The organism is Streptomyces syringium (assembly GCF_017876625.1).
GTDB lineage: Bacteria > Actinomycetota > Actinomycetes > Streptomycetales > Streptomycetaceae > Streptomyces > Streptomyces syringius.
The window spans coordinates 1,104,307-1,124,898 of the sequence record NZ_JAGIOH010000001.1; the positions used below are offsets into that span (position 1 = coordinate 1,104,307).

Sequence of the window (20,592 nt, forward strand, 5' to 3'; positions counted from 1 at the left end):
GGCCTGATGGCCCTTTCGCTTGCCGAACCGGGCGGCCATGACCCGGTGGGCTGGAGCAGGCCCTCGCCGTGAGGGCCCCGGGCGTCACTCCCCCGTCTCGTCGGGCCCGGAGGACGCGTCGAAGGGTGCGAAGAACCAGCGCTGGGAGGCGCGGCCGCGTTCGCACTGATTGACGTTGACGATGTCCGAGCCGGTGTGGGCGGCCAGCTGGTCCAGGTCCAGGCAAGGCTCACTACCGAGGACGCGCTGTTCGCTGCGGAGCCGGAAGGTGTTCTCGGCGGCCGGCTCCACGTGCCAGGTCTGGGCGCGGGAGCCGTTGCAGGCCCGCAGGTCGAGGCCGCGCAGCCCGGAGTTCGGGACGTTCGCGTCCGTCTCGATGCAGAGGCCGGTCGCCGCGTCACGCATGCGCAGCCGCTCGGCGCCGACCCATTCGGGGATCCACTTCTCCTCGTTGGGCCTGGGCTTGGTGTGGTGCGGGTGGGCGCGCACGCGGGTGCCGGTGAGCCCGCGGGGTTCGCCGGCCAGCATCCGGCCGGTGCGGACGTTCTCGAGCCCGAAGGGGCCGGGGTGGGCGATGGACATGTCGCCCGCGAAGAAGTTGGCCCTGGGGTGGGCGTCGGCGGGGGGACCGAGGAACCAGTGCTGGTTGTCCTTCGCCTTGCAGGGGTTCAGCTCGAGGCCGTAGAGGTCACGCGGGCTGGTCGCCGTGCCCGCGTCCAGGCAGAGACCGAGCGGGATGTTGCGGATCTGGTACTGCTCGTTGCCGAACGAGAGCAGCCGCCAGCGTTGGAGGCTGCTCTTTCCGCAGTCGAACATGAGGGGCTTGCCGTGGTCCCGGCGGTCCAGCAGGCTGCTGAGGCACCTGCCCTTGGGGAGCCGGATGCGGACGGCTTCGGTCCCGTTGAATTCGAGGTCCCAGCGCTGGGCGAATCCTCCGTTGCGCTGGTTGGTGAGGGCGGGCACGCCGTTGAGCGCGCCGCCGCCCAGGGCCTCCAGCGTCCCGCCGCTCTGCATGTTCTCGATGTGGCGGGGGCTGGTGAACAGGGGCTGCGGCTCGCCGCCCGCTCGCATGCCGCCGACGGCGACGGCGACGGCGACGGCCCAATGGTCCCCAGAAGCGCCGTTGAGCCGCCGTCTCGGGTGGTTCGGGATATTGACGGACGCCACCACGTAGTCCAGCTCGCGGCGGCCCTCGTGGGTGGGCAGACCGGTGGCGTAGGTGTGGGCGCCGGGCGGCAGTGCGAAGTTGCCCGGCTCGTTGTTGAAGTCGGCCCCGACGGTCCACGACCGGCCGGGCGTCCGGTTCACGAAGGCCGCGATGCGGGTGAGTATCACGTCCGACTCGTTGTTCGGGTTGTTCCTGCCGGTGGGCCGGGCATGGAACGTGAAGTACCAGTCGTCATCGAACCGCACCCCGAGCGCGGCCCGCCCGTCGACGATCGGGCTGGGTATGGCGGTCACCTCGTCCGGTGTGCGCTGCGTGACGACGGCGACGTTGTTGCGGCCGCCCTCGTAGCGCCCGCCCATGCGGTCGGTCTGCAGGAAGTAGACCTCGTAGTCCGCGGACCGGTACGTCCAGCGGTGGTGCTGGATGTATCCCGCCCGGCCGACCTGCGGGAGCCCCGGGACGGGGGTGGTGCCCTGGAACCTGCCGGGCGGCGTCGGACCTGCCTCCTACAGGGTCACGATCTCGGCGGCCTGGATGTAATTGCCGATCGTGGTCGTCCACTTGCTGTCCTGGCCGCTCGTGGCACCGAGCATGTTGTACGTGATCAGTGGGGTGCTGCGGAGCGGCGAGGCCTGCGCGGGGACCGCCGGCAGGGCCGTGATGGCCACCGATCCGATGACCGTCACCAGGGTGGTGAGCCAGGCGGCGGGGCGGCGGCGTGGCCTTCTCCCGGGGGGCGTCGGCGGCTTCGCGCGTTGCTTCGCCAAGGAGCGGATCATTCGCCTCATGTCTCTATGACTCTCCCGTGCGTTCGAGTGGCGCGCTGCCGCACACCAAGGCTCGGGCGATCCAACTCACTTTGATATGAGGGCAGTTGGAGGTTCCGCACGCCTGTCTACCGGAACCCGGGGCGGCGCTTCCAGGCGACCCGTGGAAGAAGGAACGTGTCTTCGGTCACGCCCTGAAGTGGCCGGTCGCAGCCGCGTGAATACATGGGCCTGATCTGGTGTCGGCGCAGGTAACGGCGGTTGCGGAGAGAGCCGTACGCTTTGTCGCCGCTCAGGTGGTCCGGCCGGGTACGCGGGTGTCCACCAGCCGGACGGGGCATGCGGATTCGGTCCAGGTCCCCGGGAGCAGCTGAGGGGCGAAGCCTGGCCGACGGCGGTCTGCCCCCGTCACATCCCGGGGCAGACCGCCGACACTTGGCGCAGCCGAGTTACAGCGCGCGTTCCAGACGGTCCCCCATCAGCTTGACGAACCGGGCCGGTTCCTTCGGCCGGCCGCCCTCGGCGAGCACCGCCAGGCCGTGCAGGAGCTCGGCGGTCTCGGCGAGCCCCGTGCGGTCCTCGCGCTCGTTGTACGCCTGGTTGAGGCCCTTCACCAGCCGGTGGTCCGGGTTGAGCTCCAGGATCCGCTTGGCGCTGGGCACCTCCTGGCCCATCGCGCGGTACATGTTCTCCAGCGCCGGGGTCAGGTCGTGCGCGTCGGAGACGACACAGGCGGGAGAGACGGTGAGGCGGGAGGACAGGCGCACCTCCTTGACGTCCCCGTCCAGCTGCTCCTTCATCCAGCCGAGCAGCCCGGCGTACTCCTCGGTCTGCTTCTCCCGCTCGCCGTCGGAGGCGTCCTCGTCCTGGGCGTCGAGGTCGATCCGGCCCTTGGCGACGGACCGCAGCTTCTTGCCCTCGTACTCGCCGACGGCGTCGGCCCACATCTCGTCGACGGGATCGGTGAGCAGCAGCACCTCGATGCCCCGGTCCCGGAACGCCTCCATGTGCGGGGAGTTCTCGATGCTCTGCCGGGACTCGCCGGTCAGGTAGTAGATGTCCTCCTGCCCGTCCTGCATCCGCTCGACGTACTGCTTGAGCGTGGTCGGCTCGGTGTCGTGGTGCGTGCTCGCGAACGACGCGACGGAGAGGAGGAGGTCGCGGTTTTCCGGGTCGGTGACCAGTCCCTCCTTCAGGACCGCGCCGAACTCCCGCCAGAACGTGGCGTAGCGGTCCTGGTCCTTGGCCATCATTTCCTTGACCGTGGACAGGACCTTCTTCGTCAGTCGTCGCCGCATCATCTCGATGTGGCGGTCCTGCTGGAGGATCTCGCGGGACACGTTGAGCGAGAGGTCCGCCGCATCGACGACGCCCTTGACGAAGCGGAGGTACGGCGGCAACAGCGCCTCGCAGTCGTCCATGATGAACACGCGCTTGACGTACAGCTGCACGCCGCGCTTGGAGTCCCGCGCGAACAGGTCGTGAGGTGCGTGGGCGGGGAGGAAAAGCAGGGCCTGGTACTCGAAGGTGCCCTCCGCCTGGAGCCGGATCGTCTCCAGCGGGTCGCGCCAGTCATGGCCGATGTGCTTGTAGAGCTCGTGGTACTCGTCGTCGGTCACCTCACCGCGCGGTCGAGCCCACAGCGCCTTCATGGAGTTGAGCGTTTCGGCTTCGGGCGCCTCGGCTTCGGGCGTCTCGTCGCTCGTGCCGGCTGCGGGGGAGATCTCGGGGCCTACGGGCATCACCATCCGGATGGGCCAGGTGATGAAGTCCGAGTACCGCTTGATGATCTCCCTGATCTTCCACGGGGAGGTGTAGTCGTGGAGCTGGTTCTCCGGGTCGGCCGGCTTGAGGTGAAGGGTGACCGAGGTGCCCTGCGGCGCGTCGTCGACCCTCTCCAGCGTGTACGTGCCCTCGCCGCGCGACGTCCAGCGGGTGCCCTGGCTCTCGCCGGCGCGCCGGGTCACCAGGGTGACCTCGTCCGCCACCATGAAGCCGGCGTAGAACCCGACGCCGAACTGGCCGATGAGCCCCTCCTCTCCGGCCGCGTCCTTGGCCTCCTGAAGCTCCTGGAGGAACTTGGCGGTGCCCGAGTTGGCGATCGTGCCGATGAGCCGCCCGACCTCGTCGTACGACATGCCGATGCCGTTGTCCTGCACCGTGAGGGTGCGGGCGTCCGTGTCGACGTCGATGTCGATGTGCAGATCGGACACGTCGGCATCGAGCGAGTCGTCCCACAGCTTCTCGAGGCGCAGCTTGTCCAGCGCGTCGGAGGCATTGGAGACGAGCTCTCGCAAGAAGACATCTTTGTTCGAGTAGACCGAGTGGATCATCAGCTGCAGCAGCTGACGGGCCTCCACCTGAAACTCAAAGGTTTCAGTCGACATGTTCGCGAATACCTCACAGGTCCTGTCGCCAGATCTGACGGAAGCCACTGTAAAACACCATGTCAGGGCAGTGGCTGGAATGTGGCGGTAAGGCCGCTCCAGACAGTCGCGCAGTGCGCCGGCGAGGGGGCGGATGGCCTGAGGAGCTGAGGTGCAGGTGTCGATCAGGGCGAGGTCGGCGCGGACGGGCGAGGGCCCGTCATGGAAGCCGCCTCTCCTCAGCGGCCCGCCCTGGGTTCGGCCATCAACGACGCGACCCGCCCGGCTCCCTTCCGAAGCCCCGGACCGTCTCCCGGAGAAAACCGGGGACCCTGCCTCCGGAACGGAGCCCCACCGAACGGTAGAAAACCATGGACAGCGAGTTGGCCGCCCTCGCGGCGGCGGGAGCAACCACACTGGTCTCCCTCATGGTCACCATCCAACTGCTTGCTACCGAGGCCCCAGAGGACGAGCAGGCGGCCTCCGGCGTCAGGGCCGAGTGGCACGCCCGCCTGCAGCCGCTCCTCGAAGCCGGGTCTCTCACCAGCGACGACCTGCGCGTCCTGCTCCGCTCGTTGCAGCGGATCGCCGCTACCTCAGCGACACGTCAAGGGACCGTTCACAACGAGGTCAACGGCGGCGTTCAGCACGGCCCCGTCATGCACCCCATAGGCACTGCCCTCATACCCCGCCCCCGAAGTGTGGCCCCCCACCACATAGGCCCCTGACCTGCGCCTTCCTAGCGTGTGGCAACGCAATGACGCGCCCTCGCCCACCCGGAAGTGATGACCATGGCCAGCCCCTCACCACCCACCCCGACTCCCAACTCGCTCCCCAAGATCGTCGTCGCGAGCCTCATCGGTACCACCATCGAGTGGTACGACTTCTTCCTTTACGGATCCGCCGCCGCCCTCGTCTTCAACAAGCTCTTCTTTCCGGACTCCGATCCCCTGGTCGGCACCTTGCTGTCGTTCCTGACCTACGCCGTCGGATTCGCCGCGCGACCGGTCGGGGCGTTGGTGTTCGGGCATTACGGTGACCGGCTGGGGCGTAAGCGGCTGTTGGTGGTGAGTCTGCTGTTGATGGGGAGTGCCACCTGCGCCATTGGGGTGTTGCCGACGCATGCAACGGTCGGGTCCCTCGCGCCCGTGCTGCTCACCGTGCTGCGGCTCGTCCAGGGGTTCGCGCTCGGGGGCGAGTGGGGTGGTGCGGTGTTGCTCGTGTCCGAGCACGGGGACGCGCGGCGGCGGGGGTTCTGGGCCGCGTGGCCGCAGACCGGGGCGCCGGCCGGGCAGTTGCTCGCCACGGGGGTGCTGTCCGCACTGACGGCTTTGTTGTCGGACGAGGCGTTCCTGTCGTGGGGGTGGCGGGTGCCGTTCCTGCTGTCGGGGCTGCTGGTGGTGGTGGGGCTGTGGATTCGGCTGTCCGTCGATGAATCGCCCGTCTTCAAGGCCGCCCTCGCCCGGGCGGAAGCGAACGAGCGGCGAGGTGACGTCGCCGAACGGATGCCGCTCGTGGCCGTCATGCGTGACCAATGGCGGGACGTGCTGATCGCCATGGGTGCGCGGATGGCGGAGAACATCAGCTACTACGTCATCACCGCCTTCATCCTCGTCTACGCGACCGAACAGACACAGCTGTCCAGACAGAGCGCCCTCAATGCCGTTCTGATCGGCTCGGCCGTGCACTTCGTGGTCATCCCCGCGTGGGGTGCCCTGTCGGACCGGATCGGGCGGCGGCCCGTCTATCTGCTGGGAGCCGTGGGGGTGGGGGCCTGGGCGTTTCCGTTCTTCGCGCTGGTCGACAGGGGGTCGTTCCCGTGGCTGATCGTCGCCGTCACGGTGGGGCTGGTCTTCCATGGTGCGATGTACGCGCCGCAGGCCGCCTTCTTCTCCGAGATGTTCGCGACCCGGGTGCGGTACTCGGGTGCCTCGATCGGGGCCCAGTTCTCGTCCGTGGCAGCCGGTGCCCCGGCCCCGCTGATCGCCACGGCGCTGCTCGCCGACCATGACAGCGCGACCCCGATCGCCCTGTACGTGATGGGCGCGGCGCTCCTCACCCTCGTCGCCGTCGCATGCGCCCGGGAGACCCGGAACCGCGATCTCGCCGACGGAACCGACGGGACCGACGGATCCAAGGAGCCCGCCGGACCCGGCCGGTCTTCAGCCGCTGCCACCACCGAGCGCCGGTGAGAGACCGTGCAGGCGCAGTGCGAGCTGGATCTCCAGGGTGCGGGCGGGCGATTGCCAGTCCGCGCCCAGGAGTCGGCCCACTCGGTCCAGTCGCTGCGCGACGGTGTTGACGTGCACGTGCAGGGCGTCCTTGGTGCGGACCGGGCTCATGCCGCTGGCGAAGTAGGCATCGAGGGTGGCGATGAGCGCGGTGCCGCGCCGGGCGTCGTAGTCGACGACGGGTCCTATCGTCCGGGTGACGAACTCCCCCGCGTGGCTTCCGCCGCGCGGCCCTGTCAGCAGCAGGCCCAGGAAACCGAAGTCGTCGGCCGCCGCACCCTCACCACCGCGGCCGAGTGCGTGCAGCACGTCCAGGCAACGGCGCGCTTCGGCGTACGCGGTGGCGACGTCGGCGGGGCGGGCGGCCGGTGCGGGGACGGGCGTGGAGGCGCCGACCGTGACGGGTGCGTGGGCGGCGGCCCCGAGGCGGCGTGCGGTGTTCCGGGCGGTCGTGGTGGGGCTGTCGCACGGGCCGTGGGGAAGGAGCAGAACGGCGCTTCCGTCCCGGGTGACGGCCAGGCCGTGGCCGGTGGCGGCCAGGTGGGAGACGGCGGACCACAGGCGTTGCCGGTCGGCTGGGGCGTCGGCGCGCTCGTCGGCGATGCGGGCTGCGAGGACGAGGTGGGGTGTGTCGAGGTCCGCGTGCAGGCGGACGGCCCGTTCGCGCAGGAGGCGCGGGGCGCGCTCGGAGGCGTCGAGCAGCTCGTCCAGGAGTTCACCGCGCACGCGCTGTTCGGCTTCGTCCGCCGAGCGGCGGGCCAGTTGCAGCAGTGAGGTGACCATGGCGGCGCGCTCCAGGGTGCGCCGGTCGACGGGATCGAGGCCCGGGCGGTCGCGCAGGCGCAGGGCGCCGAGCAGTTCGTCCCCGGCCGACACCGCCGCGATCCAGTGGTCCCCCTCAAGGACGGCGCGTCCTTCGGCGCGGGAGCGTTCCACGGCGGACGCCGGTCCGTCGTCGGGTTCGAGGAATTCGACGCGGCCGTCGATGACTTCGGCGACCGTGGCGGCGACGTCGTGGACTCCGCCGCCGCGCAGGACGAGCTCGGTGAGCCGGTCGTGGATGTCGGCCGCGCGCTCGACCGCGGCGCTGCGGTCGCGGATGATCGCGTTGGCGGCCTCGAGTCCGGCCAGCGCGGAGCGCGTCTCTGCGAGGAGGTTGGCGGTGTCGATGGCGATGGCGGCGTGGGCGGCGAAGGACGCGAGCAGGGCGATCTGCTGCCGGTCGAAGACGCGGGAGCGCCGGTCGGCGGCGAAGAGGACACCGATGACACCACTGCCGAGCTGGAGCGGGACGCCCAGGATCGCGACGAGTCCTTCGTCGCGCACGCCGGAGTCGATGACCGTGGTGTGTCGGAAACGGGGGTCGTCCAGGTAGCCGTCGGTGGCGTACGGGCGTGCCGTCTGCGCGACGAGCCCGCCCAGCCCCTCCCCCATGCCCAGCCGCAGTTCCTGGAAGCGTGCGGAGACCGACCCGTCGGTGACCCGCATATAGGTGTCCCCGGCGACGGCGTCGTGGAGGGTGAGGTACGCGGCGTCGGTGCCCAGCAGCGAACGGGCGCGCCGCACGATGGCCCGCAGCACCGCGTCGACGTCGCGCAGCCCCGCCAGGTCGTGCGCGGTGGCGATGAGCGCCGAGAGTTCGGCCTCGCGTCGTCTGCGGTCCTCCAGTTCGGCCCGCACGCGCAGGGCGAGGTGTTTGGCGTGCTCCACGGCTGCGAGGCGGGCCGGTGGTTCCCCGTCGGCGCGGGCACGCAGGACGGGCCGTTCGTAGGCCTCGGCGGGTGCGCCGTCGGCGAGCAGTGCGAGGTAGGCGGCGGAGGGGTTTTCACAGTGGTCGTCGGAAGACAAGCCGTCGGAGAACATGGGGACAGGCTTACCGCCGGACGGTGAGCGCCCCGACGGCGGGTTGCCCGGCGACGGGCGGGCCGTCCCCGGGCGGCCCGTCAGCGGGCGGTCCATCCGCCGTCCATGGTGAGGGTGCTGCCGGTGATGAAGGAGGCATGCGGCCCGCAGAGGTAGGCGACGGCTTCGGCGACCTCTTCCGGTTCGATGAGCCGCTTGAGTGCCTGCCCGGCCAGCAGGATCTCCGTCAGAACGCGTTCGACGGGCAGGGAGTGCGCGGTGGCCTGGTCGGCGAGCTGCTGCTCGACCAGTGGTGTGCGCACGTAGCCGGGGCTGACGCAGTTGGAGGTGACGCCGTGTGGCGCTCCTTCGAGGGCGGCGGTCTTCGAGAGCCCTTCGAGGCCGTGCTTGGCGGCCACATAGGCGGACTTGTAGGCGGACGCACGCAGCCCGTGGACGGAGGAGATGTGGACGATCCGCCCCCAGCCCCGCTCGTACATGTGCGGCAGAGCCCCCCGCAGGAGCCGGAAGGGTGCCTCCAGCATGACGGTGATGATCCTGTGGAAGTCATCGGGCGGGAAGTCCTCGATGGGGCAGACCTTTTGGATACCGGCGTTGTTGACGAGGATGTCGGTTCCGGCCGCCGCGATGTGCTCGGCCGCGCCGAGGTCGCAGAGGTCGAGCACCACGGCCTCCACACCGCCCGGCAGGCCCTTGGCTCTCCGGCCGAGCGCGTCGAGGCCGACGGCGTCGAGGTCCAGGGCGCGCACCGTCGCCCCGGCGGCGGCGAGCCGCAGGGCGCAGGCCGCGCCGATACCACTGGCGGCGCCGGTGACGAGGGCGGTACGCCCGGCGAAATCACCACGGCGCCCCGCGATACCAAAGGCGTTGAGGGGGCTGTTGTGGGGAGCGGGCGTGGGCTCGGTCATGGGGAAAGCCTAGGAAGGCGGTGCCGGCGGATCGATGGGGTGCGGGTACGTAGCGTCCGCGGTACGGGTGGGTGCCGGCCACATGAGCCCGGACAGCAGCCTGGATAACATCCCTGCATGGCACACACATCCATACACCGACCCGTGGCACAGGCGCTGTCCCTGACGCTCGCCCTGACGGCATTCCTGGGCGCGGCCGCCACCACCGCGGCAGCGGCCGGGCCGCGGACAAGACCCGCCTCCGCCCTCACGGCCTCCGACCACGGCGTGGTCACCGGGCTGGAGCGGTACGCGCACCGGTTGCGCACCGCCGAGCCGGGTGGGTCCGGGAACGACCTGGCCGCGTTCGCCTCGATGACGCGCGGGGCGAACATCGTCGGGCTCGGCGAGGCCTCGCACGGCTCGAAGGAACTGTTCACCGTGAAGGACCGGTTGCTCAGGCAGCTGGTGACGCGGGAGGGGTTCTCCGCCTTCGCCATGGAGATCTCCTGGTCGGCGGCCGCCCGGATCGACGCGTACGTCCGTACCGGCGAGGGCGACCTGCGGCAGATCTTGCGGGAGGAGTTCCAGGACGGGTACTCCCTGTTGAACACGGAGGAGTTCCTCAACCTGTTCGGCTGGGTGCGGGAGCACAACCGCACCAGCGCGCGCCCGGTCCGGATCGTGGGCCTGGACTTCTCCGACGCCGCACCGGAGCAGTACGAGCGCATCCTCGGCTGGGCGGAGGGCCACGAGCCCGCTCTCGTTCCCGAACTCCGCCGCCACTACGCCGCACTGCGCGCCTTGCCCACCGGGGTGGCCGCGCGCATGGCGGCGTACAACGCCCTGCCGCTCGGCGAACGGAAGGCGATCGCGAAGGACGCGGCGGCCGCCTACCGGCTGCTGTCCGATGCGGGGACGCGGGACCCCTGGGTGTTGCAGGAGGCCCGGGTCATCTCGCACATGGCCACGGAGTACACCGTTGACTGGAGCGACCCGGCCCAGGCCAAGGCCGCGAGCCGGCACCGCGACCGGACCATGGCCGAGACCGCCGTGTGGTGGCAGCGGCAGACCGGCGAGCGGCTCGTGGTCTCGGCCCACAACGGGCACGCCGCCTACGAGTCCGCGGTGCCCGAGTACTACCCGGTCACGATGGGCGCGGACCTGCGCGAGCTCGTGGGCCGGGAGTATCTCGCCGTCGGCACCTCGCTGAACAGCGGCGACTACCGCGCCAAGACGGCGACGGGAGAAGCAGGTACCTACAGCGTCGGTCCCGCCGCGCCCGGCAGCAACGAATACACCCTCGACAAGGTGCGCTACCGCGACTTCTACGTCGACCTGCGCGCGGCGCGCCGCGATCCGGCGGTGGCCGGCTGGCTGGACACGGCACGCCCGACGTTCGTCATCCCCGGCCGGTACCCCAACCAGCCTACGCCGCCGCTCGCGCTGGGCCGTGCCTTCGACATCGTGGTGCATCTGCACACCGTGCGGGCGTCCGTGCCGGTGGCGCAGCCGGAGTAGCGACCGCTTGGGGCTGCCGCATCGGGCTGACGAGCCTACGGCGGCCCCCTACGGCACGGACGGGCCTACGACACGCACGGGCGTCAAGCAGGCCGACGGCCGCCCGGCAGCGCTCCCGGTGATCCGCCCACGCTCGCCGGGGCGGCCGCCACCGCGCAAAACGTCACCATCCACCGCCCAACTCCGCCCAGACCGCCGCGTAATGACAGGGCGCCGCCCTGGACTACGCCAAGGGCGGTTTCCGGACGCACATGACCGATCATGACCGGATGCGTTCTGTTGCGCGGCTGTCGCCGTGATGCAGGCTGAATTGCCCTGCCGCCCGGCCAGCCGCAGGAATGACACACGAATCCCGGGCGTTTGACGTGAGTAGGCATGAGAGAGGCGGACCGCACGGTGCTGGTCGAGTTAGCGAAGGAGGACTACGCGCGCGTCGAGCCATTATTCGGGCCGCAGTACCCGAATCTGGCGTTCGTGCACGGTGTCCTCGACGAGAAATTACCCGGCCGCGTGTGGGTGCACGAGGAGAACGGGGTCCCGGTCGCCTGTCTGATCGCCACCCTTTCGCCCTTCTGCTTCGCCGCGGGAACACTGACCCGCGCCTTCTTCGACCAGGCCCGTACCCTCCTCGAGGGACGGGGCACGGTCCAGATCGTCCACCCGGCCGAGCCGGGCATCGGCGAACTGGCCGCCGGCAGCGGCTTCACCCCGGCCCTGCGACGGCAGTTCAGCCAACCGCGCGCCGACTGGAGCGCCCCCGAGCCGGTACTGCCGGACGGTTTCGAACTGGTCCGCATCGACGCCGCGCTCTTCGACCGGCTCGACTCGCCGATGGCCCGCAGCATCTTCGGCTCCGGCGCCGGCTACGCCGAACACGCCATCGGCTTCGCGTTGCGCAAGGACGGGCGGATCGTCGCCGACGCCCATGGCGTCGTCGGCGGTGGCCTGTCCGAGCTGGGCACCTTCGCCCACCCCGACTACCGCGGGCTGGGACTGCCCTCGTTCCTGCTCGCCGAGGTCGCCCGCTGGAGCGCGAAGAACGGTCTGCGGGTCGTCATCACATGCGCCGAGGACAAGCGCGCCAGCATCGCCATGGCCCACAGGCTCGGCCTGACCGAGGACTTCCTCTACCCGGTCGCGGAACTGGCATGCTGACCTCCCAGGACATGCACGCCGTCTCGCCCACGGCCGTGCGGAACATGCAGCAGCTCATCCGCCCGTACATACGGCACACCCCGCTGCTGCGTTCCAAGGCCCAGAGCACCGCCGATGTGTACATCAAGTGCGAGAATCTCCAGTTCACCGACTCCTTCAAGATCCGTGGCGCGCTGAGCGCGCTGCACGGATACCGCCGGTTCGAGCCCGACACCTGGCACCACATCAGCCGGCACGGCGTGGTGACCTGCAGCTCGGGGAACTTCGCACAGGGCCTCGCCCACGCCACCGCCGAACTGGACCTCGCCTACTCCGTCGTGGTGCCCGAGGGGATCCCGCGCGCCAAGCGCGACCAGATCACGCGCTACAACCCGATGGCACAGATCCTCGAGGTCCCGTACGCCACCTGGCGGCAGACGATGACCACCTCGCGCTACCCCGAACTCCCCGGATTCTTCCTGGCGTCCGAGAGCAACCCCTACGTCACGCTGGGCTGCGCCACGGTCGGGCTGGAGATCCTGGAAGACCTGCCCGACGTCGATGCCGTGCTCGTCCCGTACGGCGGCGGACACCTCGCCTACAGCATCACCTCGCTGCTGCGCGCGTCGGGCAGAGACATACCGGTGTACGCCGTGGAGATCAGCACGGGCGCGCCGCTGACCGCCTCCCTGCGGGCCGGCCGCCCCACGGACGTGCCGTACGAGAAGTCCTTCGTCGACGGCATCGGCGCCAGCTTCGTCCTCCCCGCGCAGTTCCAACGGCTCAAGGACAAGCTGGCCGGGGTCTTCACCGTGACGCCGGACGAGATCGCGAGTGCGCTGGCGTCACTGGCGTTCACCGACAAGATCGTCTGCGAGGGCGCAGGCGCGGCCGCGTACGCCGCCGCGGTCAAGCACGCCGGCGCCTACGGCTGGCGCCGGCCGTGCGCGATCGTCAGCGGCGGCGTGATCGACCCGAATGTCCTCGTGCGCATCCTGGCCACCACCGCGTCCCTGGCTGCCACCGACGCCCCGGCCACCACCGACTCCCTGGCCGCGCCCGCAGGACAGCATTCCTAATTCCCGAGGAGAAGCATGAGTAGGTCCTTGCCCACCATCGAGCCGGTCAGCCCCGCCATCGGGGCCCGAGTGCTCGACATCGACCTGTCGCAGGAACTCACCGACGAGGTGTGGACGGCCGTCCACGACGCCTTCCACCAGTACAGCGTGCTGGTCTTCCCCGACCAGGACCTGGGCGTCGAGCAGCAGAAGCGGTTCGCCGCACGGTTCGGCCCGCTCCTGAAGCACGAGCACCTGCTGCCCATGACCGTGGAGGGGCACCCGGAGTGCATGGTGCTCCACAACAACGAGCAGAAGCCGCCGGGCCTGAACTCCTGGCACACCGACAACAGCGGCTGGGCCGAGCCCCCGCTCGGCACCGTGCTGCACGCCAGGACCACGCCCAAGGTCGGCGGCGACACGCTGTACTCCAACATGTACCTCGCCTTCGAGACGCTCTCCGAGCCCATGCGGGAGATGCTGCTCAAGCTCACGGCGGTGCACGACGTGCGCAAGGCGTTCGGCGCGGACTACGGCAACCTCCAGCGGTCGCTGAAGAAGAAGGGCATCGACCCGGACGAGCAGTTCGCCGACCAGGAGCCGGTGGAGCACCCCCTGGTGCGCACGCACCCGGTGACCGGCAGGAAGGCGCTGTACATCTCGTCGCCGTACGTGACCCGCATCAACGGGCTCAGCGACTCCGAGAGCCGGGCGATCCTGGAATTCCTCTACCGGCACATCGAGACCAACGAGCTGATCTACCGCCACGCCTGGTCCACCGGTGACCTCCTCGTCTGGGACAACCGCTGCACCCAGCACCTCGCGGTGGCGGACTACTTCCCGCACGAGCGGCTGATGCACCGCATGAACATCGCGGGCGAGAAGCCGTTCCTGACGCTCTGAGCCTGCCCCTTCCGCGGGTGGCGCCGGCCCCGGCCGGATCCCCGTAAGGCAACGGCAATGTGGCCAGGAGCTGTCCGGTGAGTCGTGAGTGACTCGCCGGACAGCTCCTGGCCAGACGTTTGACCGACGACAGCGCCTCCTCGGCCGGTCAGGACACGGAGACGTGGTCCGGCCGCGGCCGGGCGGCCGGGGGGCCTGCGTGGTGGCGTCCCCGGTCACGGCCCGGGCGGACCGGCCACCACGTGCCCCGGCCGAGGATCGCGGCGAGCGCGGGCACCAGCACGATGGAGAGCACGAAGGCGGAGAGCATGATGCCGAGCGCCGTCGCGAAGCCGATCTGCTGGGTGGAGGGGTCCGCGTTGACGGCGAGGCTGCCGAAGGACGCGGCGAGGACGACGCCCGCCGTGGCGATGGCGGGTGCCGTGTGGCGCACGGCCCTGGCGACGGCGGCGCGGGCCGGGCCCGGGCGTTCCATCTCCTCGCGGATGCGGTCGCTGATCAGGATGTTGTAGTCGGTGCCGAGGGCGACGACGAAGAGGAACAGCACCAGCGGCAGGACGAAGTTGACGCCCGGCTTGTCGAGGAAGTGCTGGAAGAAGAGGGCCGAGGCACCGAGGGTGGCGGCGAAGCCGAGGCCGACGGCGATCATGAGGACCGCCGGGGCGAGCAGGCTGCGCAGCAGGACGAGCAGGATGACGGCGATCAGCACGGCGGCGACCGGGAACACGACCTTCAGGTCGTGGTCGACGGCGGTGGAGATGTCCGCGAAGATCGCGGCCGTGCCGCCGACGTGGGCTTGTGCACCGGCCGGGGTGTGGCGGGCGACGGTGTCCCGTACGGGTCCCGAGACGAGGTCACGGGCCTGCTGTGTCTGACTGCCGGCGGTGAGGTAGAGGTCGATGCGGGCGGCGGTGCGGTCGTCGTTGAGGGTGGTTCTGCCGACGCTGCCGACGCCCTTGACCTTGGCGAGGGCCGTGGGCAGGGCGTCGAGTCCGGCGGCGGTGAGAGTGCGGCCGTCCTTGGCGGTGACGTAGACCGTGGCGGGATCGGACACTCCGGCGGGCAGGGCGCGGGCGATCTCGGCGGACGTGGCGGCGGCCGGGGTGTCGTGGGTGCCGGCGGTCTGGCCGAAGTCCATCCGGATGCCGACCAGTCCGGCCGCCAGCGCGCCGAGCAGGGCGACGGAGGCCAGCACGAGGGTGAGCGGGCGGCAGGCGACCAGGTCGCCGACGCGCGCCGCGGCGCCGGCGTGCGGTTCGCGCTTGAGGGAGCGGGACGGCCAGAACATCCTGCGTCCGGTGACCGCGAGCAGCGCGGGCATCAGGGTCAGGCTGGCCAGCAGCATGACGAGCACCGAGACGGCGATGGCGGGGCCGAGCACCCGGAACTGTCCGAAGGTCGCGATGCCGAGGGTGGCGAAGGCGGCCACGATGGTGAGGGCGGCCGAGGTGATCGCCGTGCCGACCCGTGCGCTGACCTCGGCCGACACCACGCGTGCGGGCAGGTCGGGGCGGGCTCGCAGGTGTTCGCGGAAGCGGAAGAGGAGGAAGAGGAAGTAGTCGACGCCGATACCGATCAGCACGACGCTGATCATGCTCGGGGTGGAGGTGTCGAGCATGATGCCGGTGAGCATCGCGGTGCCGACGACCGTGCCCGCGGCCGCGCCGCCGACGATGACGACCGCGAGCAGCGGCACGATGGCGGCCAGCGCGCTGCGGAACACCAGGACGTTGATCAGCACGATCAGACCGACCATCAGGATGCCGACGACCTCCTGGGTGGTCTTCTCGGCATCGGCGGTGTCCACCAGGTCGGCCAGGCCGCCGGTGAAGCCCGTACGCATCCCGGCCTCGGCGAAGTCGTCCTTCGCCCGGTCGCGGAAGGCGCGGTAGAGGTCGTGCAGGGCGGGGTCCGTGGAGTTGCCGGTCAGCTGCACGGAGAGCAGCTCGAAGCTGCGGTCGGGCGCGACCATGGTGGGGCTGACCTTGGGCGTCTGGGAGTGGTCCCGGCGCAGGAAGGCGGGATCGTCGTCCTCCTTGGGCGCGGGCATCGGCACGCGCCGGTGGCCCAGTCGCTCGGCGACGGCGGCGACGCCGCGGTGGTCGGGACCGGTGAGGGGCTTGCCGTCGGCGCGGGCGACGAGCATGGTCACCGCGTTGGCGTCGGGCTTCACGCCGAACCGCTCCTCGGCGATCTTCAGCGCGGCGGCCGAGTCGTACTGCGCGGGTAGGAAGTCGCCGGTCTGGGTCTGGGTGACCCGGTAGATCAGCACCTGGCTGAGCATGGTCAGGGCCATGCCCAGCACCGCCCAGAGGGCGATGACCTTCCATGGGTTGCGGGTGGAGAACCCGGTCAGGGCGCGGATCACGTATTCCTCCGGCAGTGGGTGGAGCGCCGGGTGCTCCCGGCCGTTGTCCAGCTCATCAGCGCCGAGGGCGGAAAGCGTCCGGGTGCGGGACGAGAAGGGCCTGGGAGCGGGGGCCGGGAAGAGCCGCTGACCAGGACCGTGGTCCTGGTTCGGGGATCGGCTCAGGGGCCCGGGGCGGGGCCCGGGACCGGTGCCAGAATGGATCAAGAGATGACAGTCGTGGCGCACCGGCAACAGCCGGCGGGGCGGCTGGGGGGAGGACCACGATGTCGACGACACGCCCTGTGCCCGGGGCATCCGGGGCGGCCGGGGCATCCGGGAGGCGGCCGGGCGGTGACGCGCTGCCGTGGACCCGCAACGACGCTTTGGTCGCGGTCGGGGCGGCGGCCGTGGACCTGATCGGCTTCACCCTCACCAGCCAGGTGGAGCGGGGCTCCGTCCCGGCAGCCGGGTGCGTGCTGCTGGTCGTGTCCGCGCTGCCACTGCTGGCCCGCCGCCGCGCCCCGGTGCCGACGCTCGCGGCCGTGCTGCTGCTCGGCCTGGTGCTGAATCTGAGCGTGCCCGTGGAGCAGCACGTCAACGCAACGGTCGTGGTCGCCCTCTACACGGTCATCCGGTCCAAGAGCGCGGCCGTGGCGGCACCGGCGACGCTCATCGCCGTGACGATGTCCCTGGTGGGGCAGACATCGTGGTCCCAGCCGAGGATCGTCGACCTGGTGGGCAACGGGGCCTCCGGGTTGCTCGTCGCCATCGCCGCGACCGTGATGAACCGCTGGCACAGGGACATCGAAGCCAACCGCCGACTGCTCGCCGACCGCGCCGTGGCCGACGAACGGCGGCGCATCGCACGGGAGTTGCACGACATCGTGGCACACCACATCACCACCATGCAGTTGATGGCCGGGGGCGCCCGCGCCAACCTCTCCCGTGACACTGAGGTGGCCAGGGAAGCGCTGGTCACCCTGGAGGGGTCCGGGCGGATGGCGCTGCGGGAGATGCGGCAACTGCTCGACGTCCTACGGGCCGGGGAGGAGGTCGAGGAGGAGCCGACCGCCCCGCAGCCGGGGGTCGGGGATCTGGAGCGCATCGTCGCCGAGTCGTGCCGGGCCGGACTGCCCACCGCTCTCGACGTGCGGGGCGAGGAGCGCCCGTTGCCGTCGAGCGTGGGTCTGACCGTGTTCCGGATCGTCCAGGAAGCGCTGACGAACGCACGCAAGTACGCGGGCGGGTCGCGGGCGTCCGTACGGCTGACGTACGGGCCGGACGAGGTGGCGGTGGAGGTGACGGACGACGGCACGGGTGCGGATGCGGGATTCGGGCCCGGATCCGGGTCGGGTTACGGGTCCGGATACGGCCTGGTCGGGATGCGGGAACGGGTCGTGCTGCACGGCGGGACGCTGAGGACGGGGCCGTTGGACGAGGGCGGGTTCCTGGTGTCCGCCCGGCTGCCGTTGAAGGCCGATGAGGGGGCACTGCGATGAGCGAAGCGATGGGGAACGGCATGAGTGACGTCACGGGTGACGCGAGGGGCGGGCGGACGGTCAAGGTCCTGATCGCGGACGACCAGCCACTGGTGCGGCGCGGGCTGGCGCTGATCCTCGCGCCCGACCCGGCCTTCGAGGTCGTGGGCGAGGCGGGGGACGGGGCGGAGGCAGTGGCCCTCGCGCACCGGCTGCGACCCGACGTCGTCGTGATGGATATCCGGATGCCGGTGCTGGACGGGGTCGCCGCGACCGGTCAGCTGGCACGGGAGCTGCCGGGGTGCCGCGTCCTGGCACTGAGCACCTTCGACATGGACGAGTACGTGGTGGCCGCGCTGCGCGCGGGCGCCTACGGGTTCCTGCCCAAGGACATCTCGCCGGAAGAGCTGGTCGCGGCGGTCCGGGTGGTGCACACCGGGGAAGCCACGGTCGCGCCCCGGCTGCTGACCCGGCTGATCTCCACCTACGTCAGGGCCCCGCACCGCCCGAAGCCGCCCGCCGTGAGCACGGGCGAGCTCACACCACGCGAGCTGGAGGTATGGCGGCTGATGGCCACGGGGCTCGACAACGCGGAGATCGCGGGGGCGATGGACATCAGCGTGTCGACCGTGAAGAACCACATCACCAGCGTCTTCGGGAAGCTCGGCGCCCGTGACCGGGCCCAGGCGGTGATCGCCGCGTATGAGACGGGGCTGGTCGAGGTGGGCAACGGCCGGGGGTAGCGGCGACCAGGGGCGAGCGGCAATGGCTGCCCGGCGGGTATCCGGACGAGTTCGGGACGGCCTCGGCGTTTCGGCGTGCGCGGCGGATTCCTGGTGGGCGACGGTGGATGAGCCCTGGTGTTCGCGGTCACGGCCCGTACGGTTGCCTTCGGCTTCGCCAAGGGCGGTCCGTGCGGCCGGACCGCTGAGTTGTTGAGGAGACTTCCATGAACTGGACGCTCGAAGTCATTCCGGTCCCTGTCGCCGACATGGACCGGGCCAAGGAGTTCTACGCCGACAAGGCCGGCTTCAAGGTCGACCTCGACGACGAGGTCGCCCCCGGTATGCGTGTCATCCAGATGACCCCGCCCGGCTCGCGTTGTTCGATCGCGATGCTCCAGGGGATGCCCGCGGCGCCCGGTATGAAGACGATGGAGCCGGGCACTCTGCAAGGTCTGCAACTCTGCGTCACGGACATCGAGGCGGCCCGTAAGGAGCTGGTGGGACGGGGCGTGGACGTCTCCCCGGTCCGTCACGTCGGCGCGACGGGCTGGGAAGAGGGCAAGGGCGGCACCTGGAACTCGTTCATGTCCTTCGAGGACCCGGACGGCAACGGCTGGGTGATCCAGGAGGCCCCGTCGGAGCTGACGGAACGCTGAGCCCACGGGCCGGGCGGATGCCGTCGGACCCCGTGGCGGCCGGGGTCGCGGCGGCGGAACGACCGCGCGCCGTCGACACCCCGCCGCCGCGAGCGCCGGTGTACCGGGTCAGGCCTTCTTGACGACGCTGGACTTGAGCTGCATGGGACCGAATCCGTCGACCTTGCAGTCGATGTCGTGGCCGTCCACACCCTCCACGAGACGGATGTTGCGCACCTTGGTGCCCGCCTTGATCCCGGTCGGGCTGCCCTTGACCTTCAGGCTCTTGATGACCGTCACCGTGTCACCGTCGGCGAGTACGTTGCCGACCGCATCCCTGATCACGCCGCCCTCGCCGCCGTCCGTGGGTTCGGCGGAGGTGAGCGACCACTCGTGGCCGCATTCAGGGCAGACCAGGAGCGCGCCCATCTCGTAGGTGTACGCGCTGGAGCACTCGGGGCACGGCGGCAGGGTGTCGGTCACCGGGAGAGTGTATTTGAAGTCAAGGAGCCGGCCCGCCCGGGCGGCACGCGTCGGCAGCCGGTTACGGCAGGACCGTGACCGGCTTCTCGGCACGCAGGTCGCTGACGTAGCCGTCCTTGACCACGCGCATCCAGTAGGAGTGCGGGCGGACCGAGGCGGGAATGTCGGCGTCACGCTCCAGCTTGCGGTCCATCGAGGTGGCGCCGCCCTGGACGTCACGCTGGTACGTGTTGGGCACCCAGATGCCGACCTCGCTGCTGTAGAGGGGCTTGCGCTCCATCAGCATGACCTGGTCCGGGTTGCCCTGCGCGGGCTTCCAGTTGACACGGACGGTGGCCGCGTCGAGGCGGTCGACGGACGTCAGCGCCGGTGCCTTCGGGATCACCGAGGAGGCGGCGGGCTTGAGGTCGGCGCTGCGGATCGTCCGCGGCACCCACGGTTCGTAGTGCTCCGGGTTCTCCAGCTTCCCCGTGACCCGGAGCGTGGTGGGCGCCTGGCCCTGCCCGCCCGCACACGCGTCGACCTGGACGACCTTGCGCCACTCGCCGGAGAACCGGACGAAGTCCTCCTTCTGGATCGGCAGCTCACGGACGGTGCCGCCGAACGTTCCGCTCACGGAATGGACGTAGCGGGAGTCGTCGGAGCGGACCACCTGGTAGCTGCACCGGTCCACGGCCGCGGCGCGCGCGGTGATCGCCGACTGGAGCGACGGCGCGCCCTCGGTGGGGGCCGGCGAAGCCGCTGTGGCGGCGCCTGCGGCCGAGGCGAGGGCCCCGAGGCTCAGCGCACACGTGGCGATCGCGGCGGCTATGCGAGAGGGCATGCATCCTCCTGTGACATCCAACAACTCACGGGAACCGACGAGCGGCACGGGATGCCCCGGACGCGAGTCGGCCTTGATCGGGGTCTCCGACCAGGACCGGACGCTACCGGCAATCAACATTCAAGAAGAAGTCAAAATCCAGCAAAGCGAAGGTTTTACGTCAACTTCCTTCATTCGACATCCACGGTGTCGGCAGACAG

17 protein-coding genes and 1 pseudogene are annotated in these 20,592 nt (G+C 70.4%); 9 read left to right on the forward strand and 9 right to left on the reverse strand.

Annotated features, from left to right (window positions below; all coding sequences use genetic code 11):
* Window positions 1–84: 84 nt before the first annotated feature.
* The 4 genes and pseudogenes from JO379_RS33620 to htpG form a co-directional block, all read right to left on the reverse strand.
* Window positions 85–1,527, reverse strand: coding sequence for a ricin-type beta-trefoil lectin domain protein (locus JO379_RS33620; RefSeq protein WP_209514056.1), 1,443 nt, complete (start codon window positions 1,525–1,527; stop codon window positions 85–87).
* Between the two features lie 147 nt (window positions 1,528–1,674).
* The gene (locus JO379_RS04830; RefSeq protein ID WP_130876479.1) at window positions 1,675–1,935 is read right to left on the reverse strand and encodes a hypothetical protein; all 261 of its coding nucleotides are present in this window, start codon (window positions 1,933–1,935) and stop codon (window positions 1,675–1,677) included.
* Between the two features lie 230 nt (window positions 1,936–2,165).
* A pseudogene (locus JO379_RS04835) lies at window positions 2,166–2,345 on the reverse strand (IS5/IS1182 family transposase); the annotation flags it as partial.
* 39 nt (window positions 2,346–2,384) lie between these two features.
* Window positions 2,385–4,322, reverse strand: coding sequence for a molecular chaperone HtpG (gene htpG / locus JO379_RS04840; protein ID WP_209514058.1), 1,938 nt, complete (start codon window positions 4,320–4,322; stop codon window positions 2,385–2,387).
* 350 nt (window positions 4,323–4,672) lie between these two features.
* On the opposite strand from htpG, the gene JO379_RS04845 reads away from it, so the two are divergent.
* The gene (locus JO379_RS04845) at window positions 4,673–5,029 is read left to right on the forward strand and encodes a hypothetical protein (RefSeq protein WP_209514060.1); all 357 of its coding nucleotides are present in this window, start codon (window positions 4,673–4,675) and stop codon (window positions 5,027–5,029) included.
* 57 nt (window positions 5,030–5,086) lie between these two features.
* Complete coding sequence (locus tag JO379_RS04850; RefSeq protein ID WP_372449050.1) at window positions 5,087–6,493, forward strand: MFS transporter; 1,407 nt, start codon at window positions 5,087–5,089, stop codon at window positions 6,491–6,493.
* Here the strand turns inward: JO379_RS04850 and JO379_RS04855 are convergent.
* Both JO379_RS04855 and JO379_RS04860 read right to left on the reverse strand, forming a co-directional pair.
* Entirely contained in the window at window positions 6,464–8,395 is a 1,932-nt protein-coding gene (locus JO379_RS04855; RefSeq protein WP_209514063.1) for a helix-turn-helix domain-containing protein, read from the reverse strand. The two genes, JO379_RS04850 and JO379_RS04855, sit on opposite strands and share 30 nt — an antisense overlap.
* 80 nt (window positions 8,396–8,475) lie before the next feature.
* Window positions 8,476–9,303, reverse strand: a complete 828-nt coding sequence (locus JO379_RS04860; RefSeq protein ID WP_209514065.1) for a 3-hydroxybutyrate dehydrogenase — start codon at window positions 9,301–9,303, stop codon at window positions 8,476–8,478.
* Between the two features lie 117 nt (window positions 9,304–9,420).
* On the opposite strand from JO379_RS04860, the gene JO379_RS04865 reads away from it, so the two are divergent.
* The 4 genes from JO379_RS04865 to JO379_RS04880 all read left to right on the forward strand — a co-directional run bounded on the left by JO379_RS04865 (window position 9,421) and on the right by JO379_RS04880 (window position 13,898).
* The gene (locus JO379_RS04865) at window positions 9,421–10,803 is read left to right on the forward strand and encodes an erythromycin esterase family protein (protein ID WP_209514067.1); all 1,383 of its coding nucleotides are present in this window, start codon (window positions 9,421–9,423) and stop codon (window positions 10,801–10,803) included.
* A 375-nt stretch (window positions 10,804–11,178) separates the two neighbouring features.
* Window positions 11,179–11,958 (forward strand): GNAT family N-acetyltransferase, encoded by a 780-nt coding sequence (locus JO379_RS04870; RefSeq protein ID WP_130876485.1) that lies wholly within the window; start codon window positions 11,179–11,181, stop codon window positions 11,956–11,958.
* Entirely contained in the window at window positions 11,952–13,016 is a 1,065-nt protein-coding gene (locus tag JO379_RS04875; RefSeq protein ID WP_209514068.1) for a threonine ammonia-lyase, read from the forward strand. Before JO379_RS04870 ends, JO379_RS04875 begins: the two co-directional genes overlap by 7 nt.
* 15 nt (window positions 13,017–13,031) lie before the next feature.
* Window positions 13,032–13,898, forward strand: coding sequence for a TauD/TfdA dioxygenase family protein (locus JO379_RS04880; RefSeq protein WP_209514070.1), 867 nt, complete (start codon window positions 13,032–13,034; stop codon window positions 13,896–13,898).
* A gap of 148 nt (window positions 13,899–14,046) precedes the next feature.
* Here JO379_RS04880 and JO379_RS04885 read toward each other — a convergent pair whose 3' ends face one another.
* Window positions 14,047–16,266 carry an MMPL family transporter gene (locus JO379_RS04885; RefSeq protein ID WP_209514072.1) on the reverse strand — a complete coding sequence of 740 codons (2,220 nt, stop codon included), beginning with the start codon at window positions 16,264–16,266 and terminating at the stop codon, window positions 14,047–14,049.
* A 266-nt stretch (window positions 16,267–16,532) separates the two neighbouring features.
* Here JO379_RS04885 and JO379_RS04890 point away from each other — a divergent pair, with 266 nt between their 5' ends.
* The 3 genes from JO379_RS04890 to JO379_RS04900 all read left to right on the forward strand — a co-directional run bounded on the left by JO379_RS04890 (window position 16,533) and on the right by JO379_RS04900 (window position 19,107).
* Window positions 16,533–17,747 carry a sensor histidine kinase gene (locus tag JO379_RS04890; protein WP_209514074.1) on the forward strand — a complete coding sequence of 405 codons (1,215 nt, stop codon included), beginning with the start codon at window positions 16,533–16,535 and terminating at the stop codon, window positions 17,745–17,747.
* Window positions 17,748–17,767: 20 nt separating this feature from the next.
* The gene (locus JO379_RS04895) at window positions 17,768–18,469 is read left to right on the forward strand and encodes a response regulator (RefSeq protein ID WP_242625920.1); all 702 of its coding nucleotides are present in this window, start codon (window positions 17,768–17,770) and stop codon (window positions 18,467–18,469) included.
* 206 nt (window positions 18,470–18,675) lie between these two features.
* On the forward strand, window positions 18,676–19,107 hold the full coding sequence (locus tag JO379_RS04900; protein WP_209514076.1) for a VOC family protein: 432 nt from the start codon (window positions 18,676–18,678) through the stop codon (window positions 19,105–19,107).
* A 108-nt stretch (window positions 19,108–19,215) separates the two neighbouring features.
* On the opposite strand, the gene JO379_RS04905 is transcribed toward JO379_RS04900, so the two are convergent.
* Window positions 19,216–19,569, reverse strand: coding sequence for a zinc ribbon domain-containing protein YjdM (locus JO379_RS04905; protein WP_130876492.1), 354 nt, complete (start codon window positions 19,567–19,569; stop codon window positions 19,216–19,218).
* 61 nt (window positions 19,570–19,630) lie between these two features.
* Window positions 19,631–20,392 carry a hypothetical protein gene (locus JO379_RS04910; protein WP_130876493.1) on the reverse strand — a complete coding sequence of 254 codons (762 nt, stop codon included), beginning with the start codon at window positions 20,390–20,392 and terminating at the stop codon, window positions 19,631–19,633.
* Window positions 20,393–20,592 lie beyond the last annotated feature (200 nt).